9 protein-coding genes and 5 pseudogenes are annotated in these 22,750 nt (G+C 65.2%); 6 read left to right on the forward strand and 8 right to left on the reverse strand.

Going from position 1 to position 22,750, the window contains the following annotated elements:
* Positions 1-108: 108 nt before the first annotated feature.
* Positions 109-3,024 carry an NACHT domain-containing NTPase gene (locus N4P33_RS00415; RefSeq protein WP_260824146.1) on the reverse strand — a complete coding sequence of 972 codons (2,916 nt, stop codon included), beginning with the start codon at positions 3,022-3,024 and terminating at the stop codon, positions 109-111.
* Positions 3,025-3,291: 267 nt separating this feature from the next.
* Here N4P33_RS00415 and N4P33_RS00420 point away from each other — a divergent pair.
* Both N4P33_RS00420 and N4P33_RS00425 read left to right on the forward strand, forming a co-directional pair.
* Positions 3,292-3,639, forward strand: a pseudogene (locus tag N4P33_RS00420) (transposase family protein); the annotation flags it as partial.
* Between the two features lie 241 nt (positions 3,640-3,880).
* Positions 3,881-4,189 (forward strand): annotated as a pseudogene (locus N4P33_RS00425) (transposase); the annotation flags it as partial.
* Positions 4,190-4,578: 389 nt separating this feature from the next.
* Here the strand turns inward: N4P33_RS00425 and N4P33_RS00430 are convergent.
* The gene (locus N4P33_RS00430) at positions 4,579-6,492 is read right to left on the reverse strand and encodes a PQQ-binding-like beta-propeller repeat protein (protein WP_260824147.1); all 1,914 of its coding nucleotides are present in this window, start codon (positions 6,490-6,492) and stop codon (positions 4,579-4,581) included.
* 700 nt (positions 6,493-7,192) lie between these two features.
* A pseudogene (locus N4P33_RS00440) lies at positions 7,193-7,741 on the reverse strand (hypothetical protein).
* A 93-nt stretch (positions 7,742-7,834) separates the two neighbouring features.
* Between N4P33_RS00440 and N4P33_RS00445 the strand changes: the two are divergent.
* Positions 7,835-8,605, forward strand: a pseudogene (locus N4P33_RS00445) (transposase).
* Between the two features lie 502 nt (positions 8,606-9,107).
* Here the strand turns inward: N4P33_RS00445 and N4P33_RS00450 are convergent.
* From N4P33_RS00450 to N4P33_RS35490, 5 genes and pseudogenes are all read right to left on the reverse strand, one after another.
* Positions 9,108-10,007 (reverse strand): hypothetical protein, encoded by a 900-nt coding sequence (locus N4P33_RS00450; RefSeq protein WP_260824148.1) that lies wholly within the window; start codon positions 10,005-10,007, stop codon positions 9,108-9,110.
* A 367-nt stretch (positions 10,008-10,374) separates the two neighbouring features.
* A complete protein-coding gene (locus N4P33_RS00455; RefSeq protein WP_260824149.1) occupies positions 10,375-11,202 on the reverse strand; it encodes a hypothetical protein in 828 nt (275 codons plus the stop codon).
* A 99-nt stretch (positions 11,203-11,301) separates the two neighbouring features.
* Positions 11,302-11,979 (reverse strand): annotated as a pseudogene (locus N4P33_RS35620) (hypothetical protein); the annotation flags it as partial.
* Positions 11,907-12,392, reverse strand: a complete 486-nt coding sequence (locus N4P33_RS35485; protein ID WP_313904421.1) for a transposase — start codon at positions 12,390-12,392, stop codon at positions 11,907-11,909. The pseudogene N4P33_RS35620 and the gene N4P33_RS35485, both read right to left, overlap by 73 nt.
* Complete coding sequence (locus tag N4P33_RS35490; RefSeq protein WP_313904422.1) at positions 12,371-12,979, reverse strand: transposase; 609 nt, start codon at positions 12,977-12,979, stop codon at positions 12,371-12,373. Before N4P33_RS35490 ends, N4P33_RS35485 begins: the two co-directional genes overlap by 22 nt.
* A gap of 500 nt (positions 12,980-13,479) precedes the next feature.
* Here N4P33_RS35490 and N4P33_RS00465 point away from each other — a divergent pair, with 500 nt between their 5' ends.
* From N4P33_RS00465 to N4P33_RS00475, 3 genes are all read left to right on the forward strand, one after another.
* Positions 13,480-18,483, forward strand: a complete 5,004-nt coding sequence (locus N4P33_RS00465) for an ATP-binding protein (RefSeq protein ID WP_260824150.1) — start codon at positions 13,480-13,482, stop codon at positions 18,481-18,483.
* Positions 18,484-19,010: 527 nt separating this feature from the next.
* Complete coding sequence (locus N4P33_RS00470) at positions 19,011-22,187, forward strand: hypothetical protein (protein WP_260824151.1); 3,177 nt, start codon at positions 19,011-19,013, stop codon at positions 22,185-22,187.
* 141 nt (positions 22,188-22,328) lie between these two features.
* Positions 22,329-22,700 carry a hypothetical protein gene (locus N4P33_RS00475; RefSeq protein ID WP_260824152.1) on the forward strand — a complete coding sequence of 124 codons (372 nt, stop codon included), beginning with the start codon at positions 22,329-22,331 and terminating at the stop codon, positions 22,698-22,700.
* Positions 22,701-22,750: the final 50 nt, after the last annotated feature.

Here is a 22,750-nt window from a genome sequence, read left to right on the forward strand (position 1 = left end):
TCGCAGCCGACCGCCGGCACGCTTCGCCGAGTGGCTCGCCAAGTACGAACCCACTGTTGACCGCACCTTGATGGGTGCTGAACCTCTTCCCGTCCAGCTCATGGGCGATCAGCCGAACCCGGCCACTTTGACCTCGCCTGGAGGGAGCAATAAAGGGTGAGCGAGCAAGTCGAGAAGCTGCGTGAAAGTCATGGAAATCTGCCAGGATGTGACATCCTGGGTGTTGACTACACTGATGCACGCCTCGATAACTTGCTGGTCTCCTATGACGGCGAGCACCCCTTCACTATCCAGTGGGATCGAAGGCTCAACGACAGGAATAGTAATATCCTCGACTCGGACCTGATGAACGGGGTGTCTTTCAAGCGCTGCAAGGAAACGTCGGGCAGGGCCAAGCTCCACCAGGTCCTCTGACAATAGGTGGTCTCGCACATATTCGGCGAGATCAGATTTTTTGACCACATTGAAATCGAGAGGAGGGAGATTGGGAACCATCCCTGAGAGGTACGCACTGGACAGAACTATTGAGGCCGAGCGTTCCTCGGCTCTCAGGTTGGCAATAGCCGCAGCAAGCAGTCGGCTAGCCCATGAACTGCCGGGACCCGTGGCCTGGGACATACAGCTAAGGACTCCAAGGGCAGTCAGCAATCGGGCGTCGCGTGCACTCAGCGCATCTCGTATCGCGTGCTCAATTCGGATACGGGCTTGCTCATGAAGCTGTGCTGCCGAAGCAAAACTATGTGCAGCGTGTTGCAGAATACTGATCCGCGGAGGCCGTCCGATTAGCGTAGTTGCATAGTCGACTAGCAAATTATGAAAGCGCGGGTGATGGCGACTGAAATCGTCGTCCAAGAGATCGAGCGCGAGCTGCGCTCCAGGAAGTAGAAGCAGCGTCACTGCATCCCTGGAGTCAAACGAACGTAGCGCGTTGACGAGGTCTCCGCGCAGGTGCGGACGGTGCGTAAAGATACCTGCAGCGGCCAACAGCCAGGTGTTGCGCCACGAGTAGCTAGCAGCAAGAGATTCGAGTCGCGGGACAATTTCGCCTTCAGGTCCGGAGATTAGCGCTCGGGCAGCCATATATTCCTGAAGGCTGCGTACCTCAAAGCCGATGAAACCCGCATTCGGAGCAACGAGCAAGACAAGTCGTTCGGTTGCCGCTTCCAGCAGCTTGTCAGCCAGGATCTCTGCAGCATCCTGGTCCTCGATTTCCTGAAGTAGTCGCTGTTGGATATCTTCTCGAAGTTCGCCATCTTCGATCACCGCATCCAACTCCTGCGACTTGGCTGCGCTAATCTGTAGCGACAGCCCCACATGCTGGTGCAGCCAATTGATCTGGAGCCTATTGTCTGCAAGGAGCTGTCCGGTTGGGCCCGGCTTATCCACCTCTCGGGCGTAAATGGTGTTGTAGTAGGCGTCAAAAAGCTCGTAGCGGTTCTGCGGCAGTCGGGCGCGCCGCTCGACTAGCAGAGACATGATCGTCACTTGCAGCGGCGAGCGCATTAGGTGAGCAGTACCATCCTCGGATAGCGCTGCTCTGACTCGTTCCAATACAGTGTCACGCATGTCAAGATCATCACCGTGGCGCGCGATGGCGAGCCTTTCGGCGTACTGCAGCGCGTCGCTGTCCGCCATGGGCACCAAAGTAAGCGTCTCGTAATCGCCAGAGTAAAACTCGCCTTTATAACCCTGCGGGCGCGTTGTTGCAATCACGAGGATATCGGCATCGATCTGTCGGGCTTCAAGAAGGAAATCAGATATGCGGGACATCACTTCCTCGCGCGTGCGGCGGGAAGCTACCTCATCAAGTCCGTCCAAGATCAACAAACACGGCCATGTCCGCAACCAGCGCTTGATGTGGCTACCCGTAACAGGCACGGAACTTCGGTGGCCCACCCGGTCGGCCAGAAAGCACATGAGACTGACGTCCTCGCCGCCAAGTAGGGCGTTGGCGTACTGGTTGAGGGCAATGCGAATGGGCCACCGGCGACCCTGGGGCGGGTGCAGCCCGATTTCTGCAAACTCACGACGGAGGGAATGCAGAACTGTGCGAGCCTCAGTTGTGAGCAGGTGTTCTCCTTCTTCATCAAGAAGAGCAACGCGATAAATCTGACAGATCAGCTGCCCGAGCGTACTTTTTCCCTGTCCAGGACCGCCAATTAAGACGACGTTGCGCGCTTCACTCAAAGCGAATCGCGACGGGCGTAGAACCGTATCGCCACGTTCGAGAATATACGCGGCTACACGGGTAGAGTATGACTTTGGCCCGTCTTGATAAATCAGAGCCCGTTCCGTTTCCGGCCGAGTATCACGCTCTCCAAAGGTGGCGCGAAGATCGACCACTACCGGACCGAGTTTAATTTTTTGATTGTCTGCCTGCGATCCGGCCTGACCTAGGCGTACCCACTGATCAGAAAGGAGTTCCCTGCCGGCATGTGCACGGATCAATTCGGCGGTGTCGGAATCCGCGTCGGGGACCGTGGTGAGCAAGCGTGAAAGAACATCACCCGGGGTGATGAAATGCGCGAAGGCCCGACGGACACCTTCGTAGATGTCTAGAAACCGGCAAATCTCGTCTCCATGCCATAGGGCCCAGCCTTTCAGGGGGATTCTTGACTTGTTGACGTAGGAGGCTATAAGTCGATCAACACGAGCGATTCCACCGGTCTCAGGGACGGGCGAGAGAGACACATTAGTCGTAAAGATCAAATACTCTGGCAAGCGACCGCGCTTGGAGTATGCGTAAAGCCACGCTTTGAATTCCGCCTCAATCTGACGCTCAAGCCATTCGGCACCAGAGCTACCACCTTTAGGGCGTTGCATAAATTTGGCTTGTATCACCCCATAGCCATCCCAAGACTGGTGCTCGTTGGGGTAAGGAATCTGACCGGTGAACGTCGCCTCTCGACCGCCGTCTTTGCCATCCCCGAAGACCGAAACACCGGGGCCAAGCACGCACTTGGCCAGTGTCTGAGACAGGTGCTCGAACTCTCGCCACCCTAGACGCGTCAGGTCATAGTCCATCGGGTCATCTTGGCACGCCGAGTCCTCAGCCGGGTCGCAGCAGCGAGCTTTTCCCATCATCCATCTGGGCTGGCCAAAATGCAGGGGGCAGACGGCTTGGAGAGGTCGTCCTGTGCGTGACGCCGCGGGAGCACTCGGACGCCGTACCACTGAGCTCTTCCAGAGTGGCCACTGATCGGGTGACCGGCCGGCGTCCCGCAACGCACGAAGCCCCCGTGCCGTCGAGAGAGGTGTTCGACGTCTCAACTCATCAGCGCAGGAAGCTCGTTGGTTCCCAGTCCTGCCTCACTCGTCTTGCCTCATGCCCTGGTCGAGCGGGTAACCATGCTCATCGTCACCCGTGAGGGTGACCGCCGCTGCAAGCTCCGCCCGTCCCAGCGCGCGATGGTGGCACTGGTGCACCTGCGTGAGCACATCACCCTGGCAAAGATCGCCGCCTGGTTCGGAATCAGCGAATCCACCGCCCACGCCTACACCACCGCGGTCATCCACCTGCTCGCCGAACGCGAACCGGGCCTGCTGAAAGTCCTGCGCGAGGCCGACCCCGACTTCGTGCCGCTGGACGGCACCCTCGCCGAGTGCGACCGGGTCGGCGACTCACGCGAGGACTACTCCCCCTGTGAGGATGGTGGCCGTGTCGCTCCGGCCACGGCTTGACTCGTACTCTCACTGGCCGCTTGTGCCTTGTGTTTGATCTGTCAGCCCGGCCGGAGCGACACGTACCGGTACCGGGCCGACGGAGCGTGTCCCGATAGGGGCCTTGTCCTCGAAGTCACCGTCACAGTTCTGACCGCTTCACCGACCGGCGCTGACTATCGGTACGTCGTCGAACAGGAGCACTGTGACCACCCTCGGCATGCCTGCTGCCTTTCCTGCCGTTCACGCTGTCGAGGCCGCGGCTAGGCCGCGCGAAGAGGCGCTCGGCGTCGATACCCACAAGGACGTGCACGTCGCCGCCGTCGTTGACCACCTTGGCAGGCTGCTGAGCAGCGGGGAGTTCCCGGCCACGGCGGCCGGCTACCGCCATCTTCTCCATTGGGCACGCCCATGCGGAACAGTGCTGCGGGCTGGCGTGGAGTGCACTGGCTCCTATGGGGCGGGCCTGGCCCGCTACCTCGCGACCCGACAGATTCCGGTCGTGGAGGTTAACCAGCCCGACCGGTCCACCCGGCGCCGCCGCGGCAAGACCGACACCGCCGACGCTGAAGCCACCGCCCGGATGTCGGCGAGCGCCGTTCGGTCGGGAACACGCAACCGCCCGGGATGGCGACGGCGCCGCTCGGGAGCGGGCGGCAGCAACGGGGCCGCCCGCTCCCACGGGTCGTCAGGAACAAGATCAGCGCGCACCAGGGACACCTTGCCGACCAAGATCGTCGAGCACAAGACTCGCGACTGAACTCATTCTGAAACGATCAGTTAACCAGGTTGAAGACCTCTCGGGCGGCATATCGCTTGAGGCATCGGATGATCTCATGCCGGGTCCCGCCCTCCCGGGTGCGGCGCCGCACCAGCTCAGATCGGGGATGCGGTTGTTTGGCGACGGCGGGTGAGTCCTCACCGCAGTTCCCACGCTTGCAGCCAACCGCCGCTGGTGGAGACGAACATCATGCGCTCCTGAACGGCGGGTTGCCCACGGCCTTCTTCGCTCCATCGCACTGGCAGCTGGGCCGCAGTCCGGTGGGTGCGCGGATCCCACGCGTGCAGGACCCCAGTACGGTCACTGGCCCAGATGCGATCACCCGCCATGAACGGCCTGGTGGTGAAGGCGCCGCCTGCGCTCTTGCGCCACAACTCTCGGCCGGAGAGGGGATCGAGAACTACTAGCCGCCCGGGGTCGAATGCGGCGATGTAGACGGCGTCGTCGGCGACCAAGGGGGCCGTACTGATGCGTCGGGCGACCTGAGTGTCCCACAGCAGGTGCCCACTTTGCGCGTCCCAGGCCAGCGCCCGGCCGCACCGCGTAGTCAGATGAACTGTCGTGCCTGCGTGCACCGGGGCGGCTGCCGCTTCACCCGTAAGTTCTTGGTGCCATCGAAGCGTTCCACTGGCGCGGTCGAGGGCGACGAGCTGCCGCTCGCCATCCGGCGTGTCGAGAAAGGCCATGAGAACTCGATCGCCGGCACTCCAGTGCGCGACGGCGCACGAGCCGCTCGACCAGCTCCACACCGTATGCCCGCTCAACGCATCGAATGCAGCAAAGACCTGCTGCCCGCATGCGGGTGCCGATGGGGTATTCATGAGCGCGAACACCATGCTGCCATGGGCCTGGGGCGCAGCAGTGACGTGGTGTTTCCCAGCGCCGGACCAGAGCACCGCCTTTGAGGCGACGTTGTAGGCACTCAGCCCGGTCATGGGGTGCGCAGCAAATAGCAACCCGTTCGATGCCGTGGCCAGGCCGTCCTGCATGCGCAGGCGCAGCGGCGCACTGCGTTGGCCGGAACGCAGATCCCATGCCCGGGCATGGCCCAGTGGGTCCGAGGCGAAGCACGCTCCGCCTGCGATCACCGGGCTGTGTCCGCCGCCGGTCTTCTTGCCCCAGCGCTGGCGGCCAGAGTCTGCATCGAAGGCAAGTGTCCAGCAGCCGTCGACGACCACGACGGTGTCATCATGCACCTGGGGCTGGTGTGCTGCCCCAGACAACAGACGAGTCTTCCACCGCAACCTGGGGCGTGCACAACGTCGGCTCGGCCGTGGCGTTCGGGCTGCCGCAGGGGCTAGGTCAGCATCAGCGAGGGAAGGCAGGTGCGCTGGGGCGAAACAGCCAAGTCCCTGAAGGTCAGCGTGCAACCGCGAGATATCGACCACGGCGCCGCTTGGAGCGTAGACACCCACTCGCTCCGCGAGATGGGCGAACAGGGTGTGCGCCGCGTCATTGCCGCGCTGTGGCGTCACGGCCCGCAGTCGTTCGACGCTGTACGTCCGGTCCGTACAGTCGGCGCCTTCCAGGCGCATCTCGATCAAATGCAGGGCCGACAGCAGCCGCCAGGTCTCCCGTGACGCCTGTGTCGACGGCTCGGAGATCAGAGAAGCAACGATGGCTTCTACCTGGGTCAGCCGGTTGCGAACCGCTGCCTGCACACCGCCCGGACGGCGCAGCCGATCCTGGAACTCCGTCCAACTGCCCGCCGCAGCGGCCGCCTCGGCGAGCGCTTTGAGCTGCTGGGCAGGAATACAAGAGGGCACCACGGCCAAGGCGAGTTTCCAGCGGCCGCTGTCCACCAACGTCCGCTTGGCACGCGCGACGTGCAGGAAGTCGCCGATGAGCTTGACAGAGTCCGCCTCGCTCGGCACCAGCTTCGGCTGCCGGCGCACCCCAATAGACACGGCAACTTCCGTTTTGTTCGGTGCTGTCCCAACAACAACGATGTCGTCCACACGGCTGACGGAGCGCGCCTGGAATCGGATCCGGACCGGTGTCACGGCGTCCCCCAGGCCGGGCACCGGGGTTCCCGTCAGCAGATGCGACAACAGCACCGCTCCGTAGCGGTGTTCCAGGACTGTCCCCCCCTCCGCCGGTGGAGTAGGGGCCCGCGCCGACTGGCTCCGGCGATCCATCTTCCTTCGCCCCGGCGCGCTGGACGGGCATTGCGGCCTGGTTGCCATTATGACGACCGTGGGACACAGCCCTCCCTGACGTGATCGGCGCCCGGCGCACCGGTGCCTGGCCCGGTTGGGGGTGGTGGCTCGGCACGCGCGAACACAGCGGGTGCGTGAAGCCACAAGATGGTCGTGCCGCTGGTGCACTACCCCACCGGGATAACGCGCCACTAGCCGCTCGGTTACCGAGCTCTCCGGGCCGACCGCGATGATCCACCCAAGAACTCCTGCCGAAACGGACCCGGCCCGCGTCGGCCCGATCCTCGCACTGCCTACTGCGACCATGCACCGTATCCTCACCCGGCACGGACGGAACCAGCTCGCCGGGCAGGTCATCTGCCGCCGTTGACGCGTCCGATCCGGCGAACTGGTCCACGTCGACGTCAAGAAGCCCGGACACAAGGGCTCAGGTCAACCTGGACCATCGTTCGCATGTCCGGCGGCCCAGCCCGCGTGATCCCTGTGCTTTTCCAGCAGTAGACGCAGCACTTCCGGCGCACGTGTCCCTAGGGGCTGTCCCGCAATGATCTTGGCTCTGAGTACGGAGCAGCCTGAAGAGCCGGTGAGGTGCTCAGGTGGTTCGTGAGGTGTTCAGGGACCGGGCGTAGTCGGCGAGTGTGCGGAAGTCGTTCTCCCGTAGGCCGATCCGCGGGTTGACGTGGTGGAGGAGCCCGGGGCCTTGATGGTGGGCGGTCACGTACGTCTGATCCAGCTCGCTCTACTCGTCGTCCACCCAGGCGAAAGGACGGCCGCCTGCGTAGTCCACCAGCGGTCCGGTCTTCCAGTGGACTCCATCACGGCGTTCCTGGAGCAGGACGTCGCCGAAGTCCACGAAGGGAAATTCCGGAAGGCCGAGGACCGGTGCGATCCACCGGTTGGCGTCGTCCATCCATGTGGTGGCCCAGTACAGTTCGAAGCCGAGCTGGAGCAGGGTTCGTCCGTGCTCTGGGTTGAGCCAGACACGCAGGGGGCGTCGTCGGGAGGAGGGGCCCCTGTCGTCCTCATGGGCATCGTTTCGGGGGACTCTGAGTGTGGTGTAGCCGTCGGGGCGCCTCTCCGGCTTGGCCGCGTAGGGGTTGAGCGGCCCGTCCACGTCGAGGAACAGCAGTGGTCGGTTCACGGTTTCCCCCGGTCTTGCGCCCTGTGGACTGCCCCGATCAGCGTAACTGTGGGATTGTCTCGTCGTTGGGCCGGTCTGAGTGATGATCATGATGTGGCGAGGGTGATCACGGCATCGGAGCCGTCCTGGATAGCCCTGTTCGCGGGGCTGAGCCCACGCAGTTTCGGCAAGCTGCTGACCACGCTGCGGCGCGATGGAGCAGACGTGGTCCACCGAGGCCGGCCATGGAGTCTGCCGCTGGAGGACCGGGTGTTGCTGGTCACGACCTACTGGCGCACCAATCTGACGTTGCGGCAGCTCGCTCCGCTGTTCGGCGTCTCGAAGTCGACGGCCGGCCGAGTCATCAACCACCTCGGACCCCTACTCGCACTCCAGCCCCGCAAGCGGTTCGCCAAGGACACCGTGCTCATCGTGGACGGCACCCTGGTCCCCACCCGCGACCACACCATCGCCGAGCGGTCGAAGAACTACCGGTACTCCACCAACCACCAGGTCGTCATCGATGCCGACACCCGGCTGGTCGTCGTGGTCGGCCGGCCGCTCGCCGGGAACCGCAACGACTGCAAGGCATGGGAGGAGTCCGGCGCCAAGGACGCCGTCGGCAACACGGTCACGATCGCCGACGGCGGCTACCCGGGCACCGGACTGGTCATCCCGCACCGCCGCAAGCGCGACCAGGGCGGCCTCCCGGACTGGAAAGAGGAACACAACAAGTCCCACAAGCAGGTCCGAGCCCGCGTCGAGCACGTCTTCGCCCGCATGAAGACCTGGTAGATCCTCCGCGACTGCCGCCTCAAAGGCGACGGCGTCCACCACGCCATGCTCGGCATCGCCCGGATGCACAACCTCGTTCTCGCTGGTTAGGCAAGCGGGCCGCACCGCGGCCACCATACCCGAGGCGACTTCAAGATCTTTGCGGGACAGCCCTTAGCGGGCGCGTCTACCGCTGCCCGAGGTGCGCGGCCTCGGGCAGCCGGCTTCAGTCCCGGCCTTGCCTCGCAGCGCTTGATGACGCTGCAGAGCCACCACCCGGAGCCATTCCCTCAGCTCATCCTGGTCTGCGCCACGAGTCTGGTTGGCATGGCAATTAGGGCAGGGGGCAATCATGGCGCTCAGGTAGTCGCGTCCACCTGCCGCATAGTTGTCGATGTGGTCGACTTTGAGGAGCGGTTCTCCCGTCGTCGTGCGATACGGCAGATCCGGCAGAAGACAGTCCGGATTCTCACAACGGCCTTCGCTGTGCTGAGAACTGCCCGTCTCGCGCCGTCGTCCTGTTCGCGGCACTCTGGCCTTGACCGCGGAGTCCTTGGCCTCGGTCGTCACAACCCGATGCTGGACACCCTCCCCCACATACGGAACTACTCGTCTAGGCCAGGACGTCGACGCGCCCCGAGCATGCCCGCTGAATGGCCTCCAGGTCCGCCCGCGCAGGGCCGGCTCTTCCGCCGTGGACGGCTGTCCGCACCTTCGCCTCGATCTCAGCCACCACCTCGTCAGTGAGGAACGGCAGGCCGACGCTGCGGTAGCCGGTGTCCACGGGCGTGGACAGTCCGAGCTTGACGGCGTCCCAAGCCCGCAGCGCCGCTTTCTGCTCGTCGGCGTGGCCGCCGCCCGCCTGCCGCTCGCCGCGCAGCCGCCGGATCCAGGGCTTCGCCGTGCTCGTCGTGCTGCGGCTGCGTGCCTGGTCGAGCTCGTCGAGGTCTCTCAGCAGGGTCTGCGTGTCGGCGTGGATCTGCGTGCACAGCTTCCGCGCCCGGGCGAATGTCTTGTGGGTGACCACCGCGGCGGCCACCACGAGCGTCAGGCCAGTGGAAATCAGAGGCACCGGGTGCGTGGCGACGAACCGTGCCCCCAGGAAGGCCACCACGGCGAAGATGCCGGTCACGTTCGCCAGCGCCCGGAAGACAGCCGCTCGCTGGATACGGCTCGCGAGCCGCTCCAGGGCGTGGTCCTTCGGCTCGGCGATCCGAGACAGGATCGTCAGCGCGATGTAGATCAGTGCCAGCGAGAGCGCGGCCTGCCGGTAGTTGACCGGCTGCGCCGTGCCGTCGAAGACCTTGACCAGACTGACGATCGGGCCGGGGACCGCGAAGCTCCCGACGATGAACAGGATCACGAAGATTTTGAGGATGCCCTCACGGAGATGGTTTGCCTTCAGGTAGCGGTTCAGAGCTGGCATCCCGGAAAGTGCCACGACCCATCCGCTAATGAAGAGGAACTTACCCAGCCCCCGCTGGTCGTCCCGGAAGAGCAGGTCGCCGTACATGATGCTCGCGAACCCGATGGGAAGCAGGGCGAGTTGCCTGTAGGTGCGCACGGTGCGGACCGTTGTCATGGGCCCACTGTGTGAGACCGCACCGGTCGGCCGTGCTGATTTGAGGTAGGCCAGAGGGTTCCGGCGCCGTACGACGGTTGGTGTTCGCTTACCTGCCCGCGCCGCGCTCGGATTGCGCCTGCCGTCAGCCGCTGCTCGGAGACACGCCTGCCCCGACCCGCCCGCGGGTGGGCTTTCGCAGGCCCAGTGACCGGCTGGGGAGTGATTGGCCGACGATTTATTACCCAGCCCATTGATTGTTCCGAGCCGAACGGCGGTGATCGAACCCGAGGGACCCCGCTGACACTAGTACAGCTCGTCACGACTGCCGATCAGGTAGGAACTCTTGCCCGGATTGCTGCCCACTGTTCTCCACAGAGTCGCTGGTCGGGCCACCCGCCGAAAGCCGCGACTTTCCGTGCAACCAGTTCCACACGGTCTTGGAGTCTGTGCCCAGCCGTGCGGCTAGCGACACGGTGGACGGCCGCTGCTTTGTGGGCATGTTCCAGTAAGTCTCGCGCAGTTCGCGCACCCGGGCGTCTGAGATCTTCACCATGCGGTGAGCTTCGCCGCGTGCATGGTTTGTTCGTGCCTCCGCCTCAGGCTCCAGTTCGCCGGTGGGGCCACCTGCTTCTTGGCGGCCGGCTCCGCGCAACCAACGATGAATGGTCCCCCAGTACACGCCATGCCGCTGGGCAAGGACTTCGAGCTTAGGCCGCTTCCCATGAGGAGCGTTCCAGTACTCCTCCCGTAACGCCCTGACCTCCCGGTTGGACACCTTGGTCGCGAAGTGGTCGTCTCCCCGTTCGTACTTGCCCTCCGCCAGACGATCATGCATGTTCTGCTTCTGTGTCCCCACCTTGAGATGGTGCGGGTTACAGCAGCCCGGATTACTGCCTCCCGGACACAGATGCCGGACAACAAGATCGCTGCCAAGACTCGCCAGGGTCAGACCATGGTGCAGGACATAGGCGACCCGGGCAGCCTGTGTGTGACGACCTTCCCAATACACGAAGCCGTATCCGAAGTCATGCCGGCTCGCGGCCATCCAGGGCCAGCAAGCCGTGTCGCCGCCGCTGCGGTCGATCTTCCGCCAGAACTCCGCCTCGAGTGCCTTTCGTGCCAGCTCTTTCAGGTCGCCGCTCATCACCCTCCACCCGCCGGGGGGTGGTGGAGTCAAAGTTCGCACCGGGTGCGGGCCAGGCCGGTTCCGATGAAGGCGGAAGCGGTCCGTCATGTTGTCGCGCTGCGAGCCAACCGTCAGGTGTGCCGGATTGCAGCAGCGGGGGTTGGCGCATAGATGCCGGACGAGCCTGTGTGCGGGAAGGTTCGAGGCCAGGCCATGAGCCAGCACATACGCAACTCGATGGGCACTGACGGTACCGATCAGGGTCCGTCCGGCGTAGTACTGGCCATAGCCGTCGATATTGAGCGGGCCGAGGAAGGGCCAGCATTCAGCTTCGCCCGGTGACGTGTCCACTGATGTCCAGAATTGCGCCTCCCGCAAGGCTCTGCGCTCTGGTGCTTCTGCGCTGCCGCGGTAGGTGCGCGGTCGTGGTAGCGGCAGAGGCGTAGGCCGGGAAAGGTGACGGTAGCTCCGGCCCCCGACGATGCCGTCGATCACCGCGCGGGATACACCCAGTTCCTCTGCAGCCTCCGCCCTTGTGACGTGGCCGCCAGCGATGGACTGAAGTACCCACTGGGCTTGTTGGTCGCTCAAGGAGCGCTGGTTGCGTGGCACATCCGGACGGTACAAGGGGGCACTGACAACGCACGCCAGGAATACATGGGCTGCTGCCCCGACGAGTGCAATCGCAAAGTAGGCGCACCCTGGAAGCGTCACAGACGCCCCTATAACGCGGGGGCGCGGGAAACCGGTCTGACCAGGTTGAAGACCTCGCGGGCGGCATATCGCTTGAGGCATCGGATGATCTCACGGCAGGTCTTGCCCTCCTGGGTGCGGCGTTCGTAGTACGCCCGGGTGCGCGGGTCGTGGCGCAGGCGGGTGAACACGATGCGGTGCAGGGCAGCGTTCGCCTGACGGTCGCCGCCGTAGTTGAGCCGACGCGTGCACCGCCGGCCAGAGGAGTACTCGATGGGGCTGACTCCGCAAAGGGCAGCAAAGGACGCCTCAGTGTTCAGTCGCTCGGGATTGTCCCCCATGGTGATCAGGAGAGTGGCGGCACTGTCCGGGCCGATGCCCACCGGTACGAGCAGTTGCGGCGCGTAGCGTTCGACGAGCCGGGGCAGGCGTTGGTTCAGCTCGTTGATCTGTCCGCTGAGCTGTTCGATGCGTTCGGCGAGCATGCGTAATGTCATGTGGGTGGCCTGGGCCACACCGCGTCCTCGTCTCCCCCACCATCGGGTGGGCTGAGAGTCGCGCAGGTGCGGAACAGCTCGGCATTGCCCAAGCCCGACAGCCGTTCCCGCAGGGCGGGGTCGGCGATGACCAGGACGGCCTTGAGCTGGTTGATCGCCTGGGTGCGGGCCTTGACCGCGGAGTCCTTGGCGAGTTTGTAGATCCGGGCGCTGTGCACGGGTCCGTCGCCGGATTTGGCCTGGGCCCGGGCGCGACCACTGAGCACGGCTCGCGCTGCGGCCTGCGCATCGAGCGGGTCCGACTTACCGAGCAACCGGCGGGCCGACCGATCGGGCCGGTTCACCAGGTAGCGGCACAGGCCCGCGCCGAAGGTGCCGGTGCCCTCCACGCCGGCCCGGCGCACCGTCCCCCGCTTGCGGGCCCACACGAGCAGCTGCCGATAGCCGGCCGCCGTGGCCGGAAACGACTCGTTGCCCAGGACCTTCCCCAGCGGGGAGGTCACGGCGGCGACATGCGTCTCGCCGTGCGTGTCCACGCCCAGTACGACCTCTCTCCGCACGGGCGGGTCCGTGTTCGAGGAGGTGCTGCGCTGTCTGGTCGTCATGGTGGTTCGCCTCCCGGGTGGTGACGTGCTGGGCGGATCGCACCGGCCCGCATGGGCGGTCTGAACCGTGATGGCGCCTGAACTCGGCAAGGCCCCTATTGGGGACACGCCCTGTGGCTCGGTGGCAGGCAGCATCCCGCGACGACAGTCGACAGGTCTGTGACTGGACACTTCGGTCATAGATCTCATGAGTCAGACCTCCGCCTGGGACGGCACTGCACAACCGTCCCATCGATCCCAGTACAGCGGCATGACTCGATCACTGCCGGATGACTTCGACCGAACCGATGCTCAACATGACTGAGCGCGCTGACAAGGCGTTGACTACCGTCCACTCCTGACCGTCATGGCCGGCAGCGCTCGGGTCAGCACCGGCTACAACGGAATTCCTACGCCTGATCCGGTCCATCGACCCAGGAAAACTTGGTGTGTCAGCGCAGCCCTCTACGCTGGGATCCGACACGCGCATAGTGGGGCGGCGGGACGGTCAGAGGACGGCAGTGGCATCGAACGACAGCAGGGCACACAGCTGGCAGAGCATCCGGGAGTGGGACGGCAGCCAGCATCGCGCGTTCGAGGAGCTCTGCTTCCAGCTCCGGACGCCGGCGCCTCCGGGCTGGGAGACGATCAAGACTGCTGCTCCGGACGGCGGCGTCGAATGGTATGACCAGGCGCCCGACGGCAGTGCTGCGCACGGATACCAGGTCAAGTTCGTCCACAACATCGACGATCTCATCCCTCAGGCGAAGAAGAGCGCCAAGACGGTCGGCGAGAACGTCGCGAACCGGAAGATTGTCCGGCTTGAGTTCCTCGCTCCCTTCGACCTCTCCGACCCCACCCCTGTCACCCCGCGCGGGAAGGCGCGTACCGGTGCGAGGGAGCGGTGGAACAGCAACGTCGCCCAGTGGAAGAAGGACCTGCCCGGCCTTGCCGACGTGGACATCCGCTACGTCGGTGGCGGCGAGCTGCTGGAGCGGCTGACCCGCCCTGGAAATGAGGGACGTCAGTGGTTCTTCTTCGAACGACGGGCGCTGGGCAGCGAGTGGTTCAGGGAACAGGTCACGCTTGCTGAGCGTCTGGCCGAGGCACGGTACACACCCGAGCATCATGTGACGTTGCCCCTTGCGCACGTGGCGGATGCGTGCGCCCTGCCGCAGAAGTTCTTGAGGCAGGGCGTCCAGCGATCCCGGGATCTGCAGGCCGCTGTGGTAACACTCCTTTCCGAGATGACACGCTGGTACGACAGCTATCCCGCGCCAGCCAGCAGCCCCGACCATCAGGCGCTGGCGCGGTGGGTGCACGCGTGGACGCCCGCGTTGCGGGAAGGCGCCCACACCTTGGTCCACGACCTGTCCGCTGCATCCGCAACGTCCGGTTTCCCCGCCGAGCAGAGTTCTGCTGTGGTGGAGGACATGCTGGAGCGGCTGGGTGAGTTCAAGGACCTGGCTGACCGGTTCGCCGAGGAAGAGTCCAAAAGCGACGACGCCACACGTGCGGCCGGACGGGGCGTAAACGCTCCGGTGACCGCAGTGCAAAGCGTGCAATGGGTGTGCGAGCGCGCTCTGGCTCGTGCCTTCGACGCCTGCGAGCGCCTGGACGGCTTGTTGCGGAGTTCCGCTGCCCAGGCAGCGGAGAAGAAGACCTGGCTGCTCGTGGGGGAGGCAGGGCAGGGTAAGACGCATTTGCTGGTCGACGCCGCGCGACGGGCCGTGGACGAGGGCCGTCCGGCGCTGGTGGTGTTCGGGCAGGAGCTCACCGGGCACAACACGCTGAGTGAGATCGCGCAGAAGCGTGGCCTGGGGCCGCTTGCCGAGCGGGACCTCCTGCAGGCGATGGACGCCGCTGGCGCGGCCAGCGGCTGCCGCTTCCTGTTGATCATCGATGCGCTCAATGACTCCGACGACGCCGGGAACTGGAAGAGCGAACTGCTCGCGCTGCAGGTGCATCTGGCCGGGTACCGGCACATCGCTTTGTTGGTGTCCTGCCGCTCAACCTTCAAGCCGATCGTCGTGCCTGATCGTTTCGATGTGCCAGCCTCCGCGCACCCCGGCTTTGCAGGACGGGAGATGGAAGGGTTGGAGAGCTACCTGCGGGGTGTGGCGGCGGTTCTTCCCAACACTCCCCTGCTGGCCTCGGTCTTCACCAACCCTTTGTTCGTAAAGCTGTACGCAGACAGTCTGAGCAAGAGCCTGGAGCGTGGCGGCACGGGCGGCCATCCGCGTGACCGAAGCGCGGTGTTCGACGCCTATGTCGACCACCGTGCGGAGACCATCTGCTCCCGGCTCGGACTCGATCCCCTGGAGCGGCCCGTACACCGTGCGGTGGACGCCCTGGCGTCGCGCATGGCCGCCGCACGGCGTTCCGTGCTGCCGCGTGAGGAAGCCCGCGCTCTTGTCGACGCGTACGCTCCGGCGGCCACGGTGTGGCCGGACACGATGCTCGGGCAGCTCCTCGCCCAGGGCCTGGTGTCCAACGAGCGGACCTACAAGGCCGACCAGGCAACCGGTATCGGTTTCCCCTACCAGGCGTTCGGTGACGACCGCGTTGTACGGTCGGTCTTCGCTGCCCACCAGGACGAGATCGACGTGCTGTGCGAGGGACGCCCACTGGCCGCCGATTCCGCGCTGCAGAGCTGGCTGGAGCAGGCTGCTCCGAACTACCAGGAAGCAGCGTCGATTCTCCTGCCCGAGCAAACCGGGTCGGAACTCATCGACCTGCTGGCCGCTTCTCCCACATCTGCGGAGGCCACAGCTGGCCCCGGCAGTCGCGCGGACGTACGAGGCTACCGGCTGGCCCGCAGCTTTCTGGAAACGCTTCCGCTGCGCAGCACACGCAGCGTCAACGAACGCACCATCCAACTTCTCAACGAGACCGCCGCACGTCACGGACGCAATTCCGACGTGTTGGAGGTTGCGGTAGCGGTCACCGCCGAGCCGGGGCATCTGCTGAACGCCGACCGTCTCCACCGGGTGCTGCTGCGAAAACAGCGGCCCGAGCGCGACGCGTGGTGGGGCGTCGCGACCTACTCCTTGCTGTGGGACGTCACGGCACTGCACCGGCTGCTGCGCTGGGCCGAGCAGTACCCCACCCCGCGCCATCTCCACCCTGCATCCCTCACGGCCCGGCCTCGGCTCGGGGACCGAACCCGCCGACCGGTGCAGACGGCCGGAGCCGACCACGAGGAAGTCGTCCGGCTGGCCGCCACGACACTGGTGTGGACCCTCACGTCCTCCAACCGGTTCCTGCGCGACCGGGCCACCAAGGCCCTGGTGCAGCTGCTCCTGGGGCACGGAGACGTTCTCGTCTCCCTCCTGGACAGATTCCTCCACGAGGACGCGGAGAAGATCGACGATCCCTACCTCTTCGAGCGTCTGGCGTGGGTCGGCTACGGAGTCCTGGCCCGTCGCGGCGAGGACGACGGCCAGCACGACCTCCTCGGTACAGTCGCCCGGCGGCTCCTCACGTACTCCTACGGTGCCGTTGATTCGCCCGCGCACGCTTCACGGAACGCGCTGCTGTGCGAAGCGGCTACACGCGTTATCACCTTGGCGCACCGTGCTGGAGCCGTTACCAGCGAGGAAGCAGACGCGGTCAGGCATCCGCACGCCTGTCCTCAGATTGGGCAGGCTCCTGCGGAGGAGGACCTCGACGGGCTCTTCCCATGGGGGGAGCAGAAGGAGTTGTTGTGGGGTTCGCTCCGCTCGTCCCTTTCACCGCTGGGAGACTTTGCGGACTCCCAGGTTCGGCCAGCCGTGCGCCATTTCAGTTTGCTGCCGCTGTCGACCGACTATCCCCGTCGGCCGGCGTGGCAGCGCGCCGACGATCCTGTCGTAGTCGACCCCGCCCGTATCCCGGCCTTCGCGCAAAGCCTTCCGGAGTCCGTCCGGCCCGCCTTGAGCACACCGGCTGCCGTTGAACAACTCCTCACTGGGAGGAAGGCGAGGGACATCCTCGACGCGGACCAGTACGCGCTGCTGCGGGCCTGCCGAGTGCCCCCGGCCGACGACGAACGCCTCGCCGCTGCCCACGTCGACGCCGAGTGGGCCGCACGCTGGGTCCTCGCCCGCGTCGCTGACCTGGGCTGGACGCCTGAACTCTTCGCCGGATTCGACAACATGCGTTCCCGCCACTCTGGCTCCCGCCAGTCACACAAGGGCGAACGGATCGGCAAGAAGTACCAGTGGATGGCACTCCACGAGCTCGTGGAACGCCTGGCGAACCACCGGCACCCCCACCGGCGGACCGAGCACGACACCGCCGAATACCAGGGGGCGGCACGACTGTCGCTGCTCGATATCGACCCCTCCCTTCCTCCGGCCCGACACCCCTTCTCCGACACCGACGACGACAACAGTCCAGACGAAGCCGACCACGCCACCTTCGCGACCGCCGACCCCGCACATCCGCTGGCACCACCTGTCCCCGACCTGCCCGACGACGAGGGCGTCGACGAATGGATCAGCCGTCCGGACAACCTGCCCGACCTCGACGAACTGGGCATCCGCACCGACAGCCAGGACAGGCAGTGGATCGTCCTCTACGAACAGGCCATGGACGACCACGACGGCCGAGGATGGAACGTCACCCGCGGCCAGGCAGAGCAATGGCACCGCATCCACAGCTGGCTCGTGCCCGCCCCCCAACTCACCAGCCTGCTGACGTGGCTTGAAGGACGTTCGCTCACGAACCGGCTGATGCCCGAAGGGCACGATCGCCACAGCCTTCTCCTGGCCGACTTCCCCACCATCCCCAGTCCCTGGACCGATCCGGAACCCGACTCCTGGCATGTGAGTACCTTTCAGTACGACGAACCCGATCACGGTGAGGACGACTCCCCTGTCCCAGAGGACGACGATCTCTCCACTCCGGAGCCAACCCCTAGACCGCCGGCATCGGAGGAGAGCGTCGCCATCGCCATCTGGCGGGAGCGCAGGGAAAAGCGCCGGGAAGAGCTGCTCCTGGAGCTCGCAGACCAGTGGGCGGACGGTCCGATGGAAGATGACGAGGACGACTGGCTGGAGCGCACCCTCGCCGCACAGCCGCAGGGCCGGATGGTGTTCGCCACAGACCCCGATGGGGAACCCGTCACCGCTATTCCGACTGACCAGACCTACAACTGGAATGGACAGAGCCTGGACTGCTCCCTCGACGCATCCGTCTCCGTGACGCTGCTCAGTGACCCACTCCTGAGAGACAGCAGGCTGCGGCGCGACCCGGACCGCCCCTTCTGGTACGACACCGACGGGCAACTGCAGGTGCAGTACCTGACATGGGACCGCCCGAGCGGCAGGGCCTACAGTCTCCTCGCGTCCAGAGAGTGGCTCGAGCACCACCTCGAGCGCAGCGGCCACTGCCTGGTCCAGGGCATGACCGGTGAACGGCAGCCCGTGACCGCCGAGCACCCGCGTGTCTGGAGAGAGTTCAGCCAGAGCGCCGGCCGCACGGCCGAAGGACAATGCAACCCTGGGACCATCGTCACCGAAGTCAAGAGAAGCATCCGGTAGCAGGCCGTCGCCGGACTTGGCCCGGGCCCGGGCACGACCGCGGAGTACGGCCGGCGCGGCGACCCGTGCGTCGAGCGGGTCCGGCTTTCCCAGCAGACGGCGAGCCGTCTGGCTGAGCGGCTTTCCACAACCGTAGAACGCACACGGTGCGTAGCATGTGGGTTGTGAATCTTCCGGCTCGTGTGCGGCAGGCTCTCAACGAATCTGTCCATCCAGCAGAGTTCGAACGGTGCGCTTGTGCCCTGTTGCAGTCCCGGTATCCGGGGTTGTCGGCGGTCGAGGGCGGTCATGACTTCGGCCGTGACGCAGACATCTACTTTCCTTCCGACAGCAATCCTCAGGCGCGGGGGCGCCTTATGGTCACTACTGGTGATCCGATCGCCAACGTGCGCAACGGCCTGAATCGGATGCAGGAGGAGGGCTTGCAGGTCGACCTGGTTGTTGTAGCCAGCTCGCGCCCCGTCGACGCTCGCACCCGGAGGGCTCTGGACAAACTGTGCTCGGACCGAGGGCTACCTCCAGCCCACGTGTACGCCCAGGAGTGGTTCGTTCACCAGTTGGTGCGTGATGCGGCATGGCGGCGGAGTCTGTTGGGTATCGAGGGCCGACTCGGCGCCTTGCTCGACGAGCCTTTGGAGGCACCTCTGGTGGCGAGCCCACCGCCTCTGGTGGGCAGAGCGAGCGAGGTTGTAGCCCTGTCGGCTGCGGTGGATGCCTGCCAGGATGTGGTGCTCGTTGGAGTTCCGGGGGTGGGCAAAACTCGGCTCACCGGTCAGCTCGGAGATCAGGTGGTCTACGTAGAGCCCGCTTCGCTGGCTCACCTTCATGACGACCTGCTTCTGGTGCTGCCGAGAGCAGTGGTCGTGGACGATGCTCATGCTCATCCTGATGCGGTGCGTGTCCTGCGACACACCCGTCGACAGACCGGTCTTTTGTTTTCCGCAGTGGTAACGACCTGGCCGGATCGGCTCGCTGAGGTGGTTGGCTGGCTGCCCGGGGCGCTGGTCATCAACGTGGGCCCTCTCGAACGGACGGAGATGAACACGCTGGTCACCTCGGCGGGTGTCACCGGTCATCGGTCCCGGGCTGCAGTACTCGACCAAGCGGACGGGCGGCCGGGGTGGGCGGTGACGCTGTGCGAGCTGCTGGCCAGTGGGCAGGGCGGGGACGTCTTCAGCGGCAGAGCGCACGTAGCGCACGTCGAGCGGTACCTGAGTGAGGCAACAACATCACACACGGTGCTGGATGCGCTGGCCTGTGTGGCCGCCCTGGGTGGCGTATCGCCGGAAATGCTGTACGCCCTCGCGCCCCTGGTCGGAGTGGCTCCCGCTGAGTTGTCTGGCATGGTGGAGGGTCTTGCACACAATGGCCTGGTGGAGTCGGTGGAAGACGTTTGGCGTCTGCAGCCGGCCCTGTGCGCGCCGCTGGTAGCGCGCTGGTTCTTCACCAGTCCGGTGCGGCGGCCGTGGGCCACGCTGGTCGATGCCTTCCCCGACCACGCGCTTAACCTTGCCTCCGCGGTGATGTCCGCAGCCGAGGTATCCCCTTCCTCGCAGGCACGGGCTCAAGCAGAGAAGTGGATCCACTCGCTCTCGGCGCCCACGTCTTGGGACGTCGGCACCTTCGCCGTCGTGGCGCAGTATGCCCGATTGGACACCCGGGCGGCCCAGTTCGCGGTGAACGGGGCTCTGGCCGTGCTGGCCACTCCTCGCGAACCCGAAGAGCTGTATGGGATGCTCGTTGACCCTCTCGGTGATGCAGCTACCCGCCAACTCATTCAGAGCGCACGTCAGTTCTTGCTGCCGGAAGCGATCGGAGGACTGCTGGCCCTGGCGGTGGGAGACAGGCGGCGTCGGAACTCCACTCCGGATCACCCGCTGCGCGTGCTCAGCGATCTGGCCGGCGTGATCGACCCCGACTTCGGTACGTCCCTTGAGATCCGCGCCCGTCTGCTGCGGGCGGTGCTCGACTGGATGCGCCGCCATCGCGCCTCGGGCGAGCAATGGAGCGTGGCCACCGAGGCCCTGGCGGGCATTTTCAGCGTCGAGGTATCAGGGAACTGGCCGGATCCAGGGGCACCGAACAAAGTCACACTCGCCCACGGCGTGGACGCCGCAGAGAATCTCTCGAAGCTACTCGGTCTATGGGAGCAGGCAGTCCCGCTTCTGACCTGCGATACGGAAAGCGAGGACAGCGTCCCCTGTCCGCCCGTCGCGCTGGTCGCCCTGCTCGACATGGCGCTGGGATGGGTCCGGCTCGGCTTGGGCATCGCCCCCCGTGGCCAGCCTCCCTCCGCCGAGCAGATGCGGTGGGGGGTCGAGGGAGGACGCCGCATTCTTGCTTCACTCCACTCGTTGCTGCAAAACAGCCCGGGAGCAGCGATGCGCGCTCACCGCGAACTCGCCCGGATCCGGGGCCGGGCTCAAACAGCTGGCCAGAAGCTGCCGACATTCGACGTCGACTCCGATCTTCAGTCCTTCTGTGAATGGGGAAGCGTCGAATTCACCCATGACTACGAGGCAGCCACCGAGCAAGTGTTCACTCAAGCGCAGACACTCGCGAAGAAGCTGACTACTCTGGGGCCTCGAGCCGGAGTGGCCCGATTCAGCGAACTGGCCGAGCAGGCACAGGTCGTCGGTGACTACACCGGCCATCTGACAGCCATCCGCATGGCCGAGCTGATGAACGACCCGGCTGCCTGGTACCAGGCAGCCGCCGAATCAGGTGAGACCCTGTTGTTGGGAACTGCCCTGACGCAATGGCTCACCACGGCTCCTGACACCGTGCCGCCGTCCGTGTTGCTCGCGGCCCTCGACGATGCGGCCTCCCGACCCACTGTCATCAGCGCCGTCGTCGCGCGCAGCGTGGTGGATCAGACGGGAGAGCTGGTGATCGACTCGATGCGGGCCGAGGACGCGGCACTGCTCGAGACGCTGATTCGCCACGAGCCGGACGATGTCATGCAACGCCTGCTCGTCCACACCGTCCCTGCCATCGCCGCGAGCGCAGCGATCAGTTTTTCGGTCGGAGCACCACACGGCCCCACCCTGCCGACAGAATGGCAGACATCATGGCGCCGCGCGATAAAAAACCTGCGCATCGATCACCTACCCCCGCACAACCAGTGGCGAGCGGGCAGAGTCCTCACGCACCTCGCGGAGCATGACGCCGACACCTTCGAATCATGGTTCCACGAGCGGCTGAAGGACATGACCGCCCAGGGCTGGTACGCCTCGCCGCTCCCGCACGACAGCGATCACATCCTCGCTTACCTCCCACGTCCGCACCGGCTACGTCTGGCCATCCACTGCATGGGCCTGCCCCGCGTCGGCCACAGCGCCCTCATCCATCTCGTCGGCTCGGACACCAAGCTGGCCCAGCACCTGCTCGACCAACATGCCGTAAGCCCTGACAAGCTGGTCGACGCCCTCTTCGGGCAGCGCAACACGGCCGTAGAACAGATCGGTCCCCTCCTGTTGGAGCGGGGAGCGAGCGCTGACAGGATCGCGGCGGTTGTCGCCTGGTGCGACTCCTGGTCAGGGGATCGCTCGCGGATGCACTCTCAGCTTCTGGACTACTTCACCGCTCTTGCCGACCGAGAACCTGCGCTGCGCGCGGTCGCCGCAGCGGGCCGCGCACAACAAAAGGAGCTACTTGACCAGGCTGAAGAGCGCGAACGTGCCACACGAGTCCGCGGGCGATGACCACAGATGCCTCTGGTGAGCGGTCAACGCCACTGGAGTAACCGGATAAACGCAACCGCCGTCCTCACCACATGAAAGCCAATCCAACACAGTCTGATGCACGGCGCACACTCGAGGCGGCAAAGAAGGGATGAGCAAACTTTGGAAACGGAAAGCCGCGCGATGCTGATCGCCGCAGTCTCGGAGATGGCCGTACTGCGTGCACTTCAACTCGCAGGGAATCGGATCATCGGAGCGCGTGGGCGCTCCGTCCGTGTACCCATGAAGTCGGTTGAACCGTGGTCGATTCACGTGCACCTGCGGGTTGAAGAGCAGGAACTCGACGCCTTCCTCAAGGACGCCTGGCAGATTCCCATCGCAGTCGGCCTCCCCGACGACCTCCTCGATGCACTCGACCTACACACCCGCACCCTGCTGACAGCCGGCATCGAGTTCAACCGCGACGATCTACGGCGCACCCTGTGTCGACTTCCCCAGCAGCCCGCCCTGCCATGGGAGTCCGTCGGTTCGTAATGCGTACCAGCAGCGAGGAAGCGCACACTCCTCGCGCAGGTCGGGCGGCA

Origin of the sequence: Streptomyces sp. 15-116A, assembly GCF_025290915.1 — a bacterium.
GTDB lineage: Bacteria > Actinomycetota > Actinomycetes > Streptomycetales > Streptomycetaceae > Streptomyces.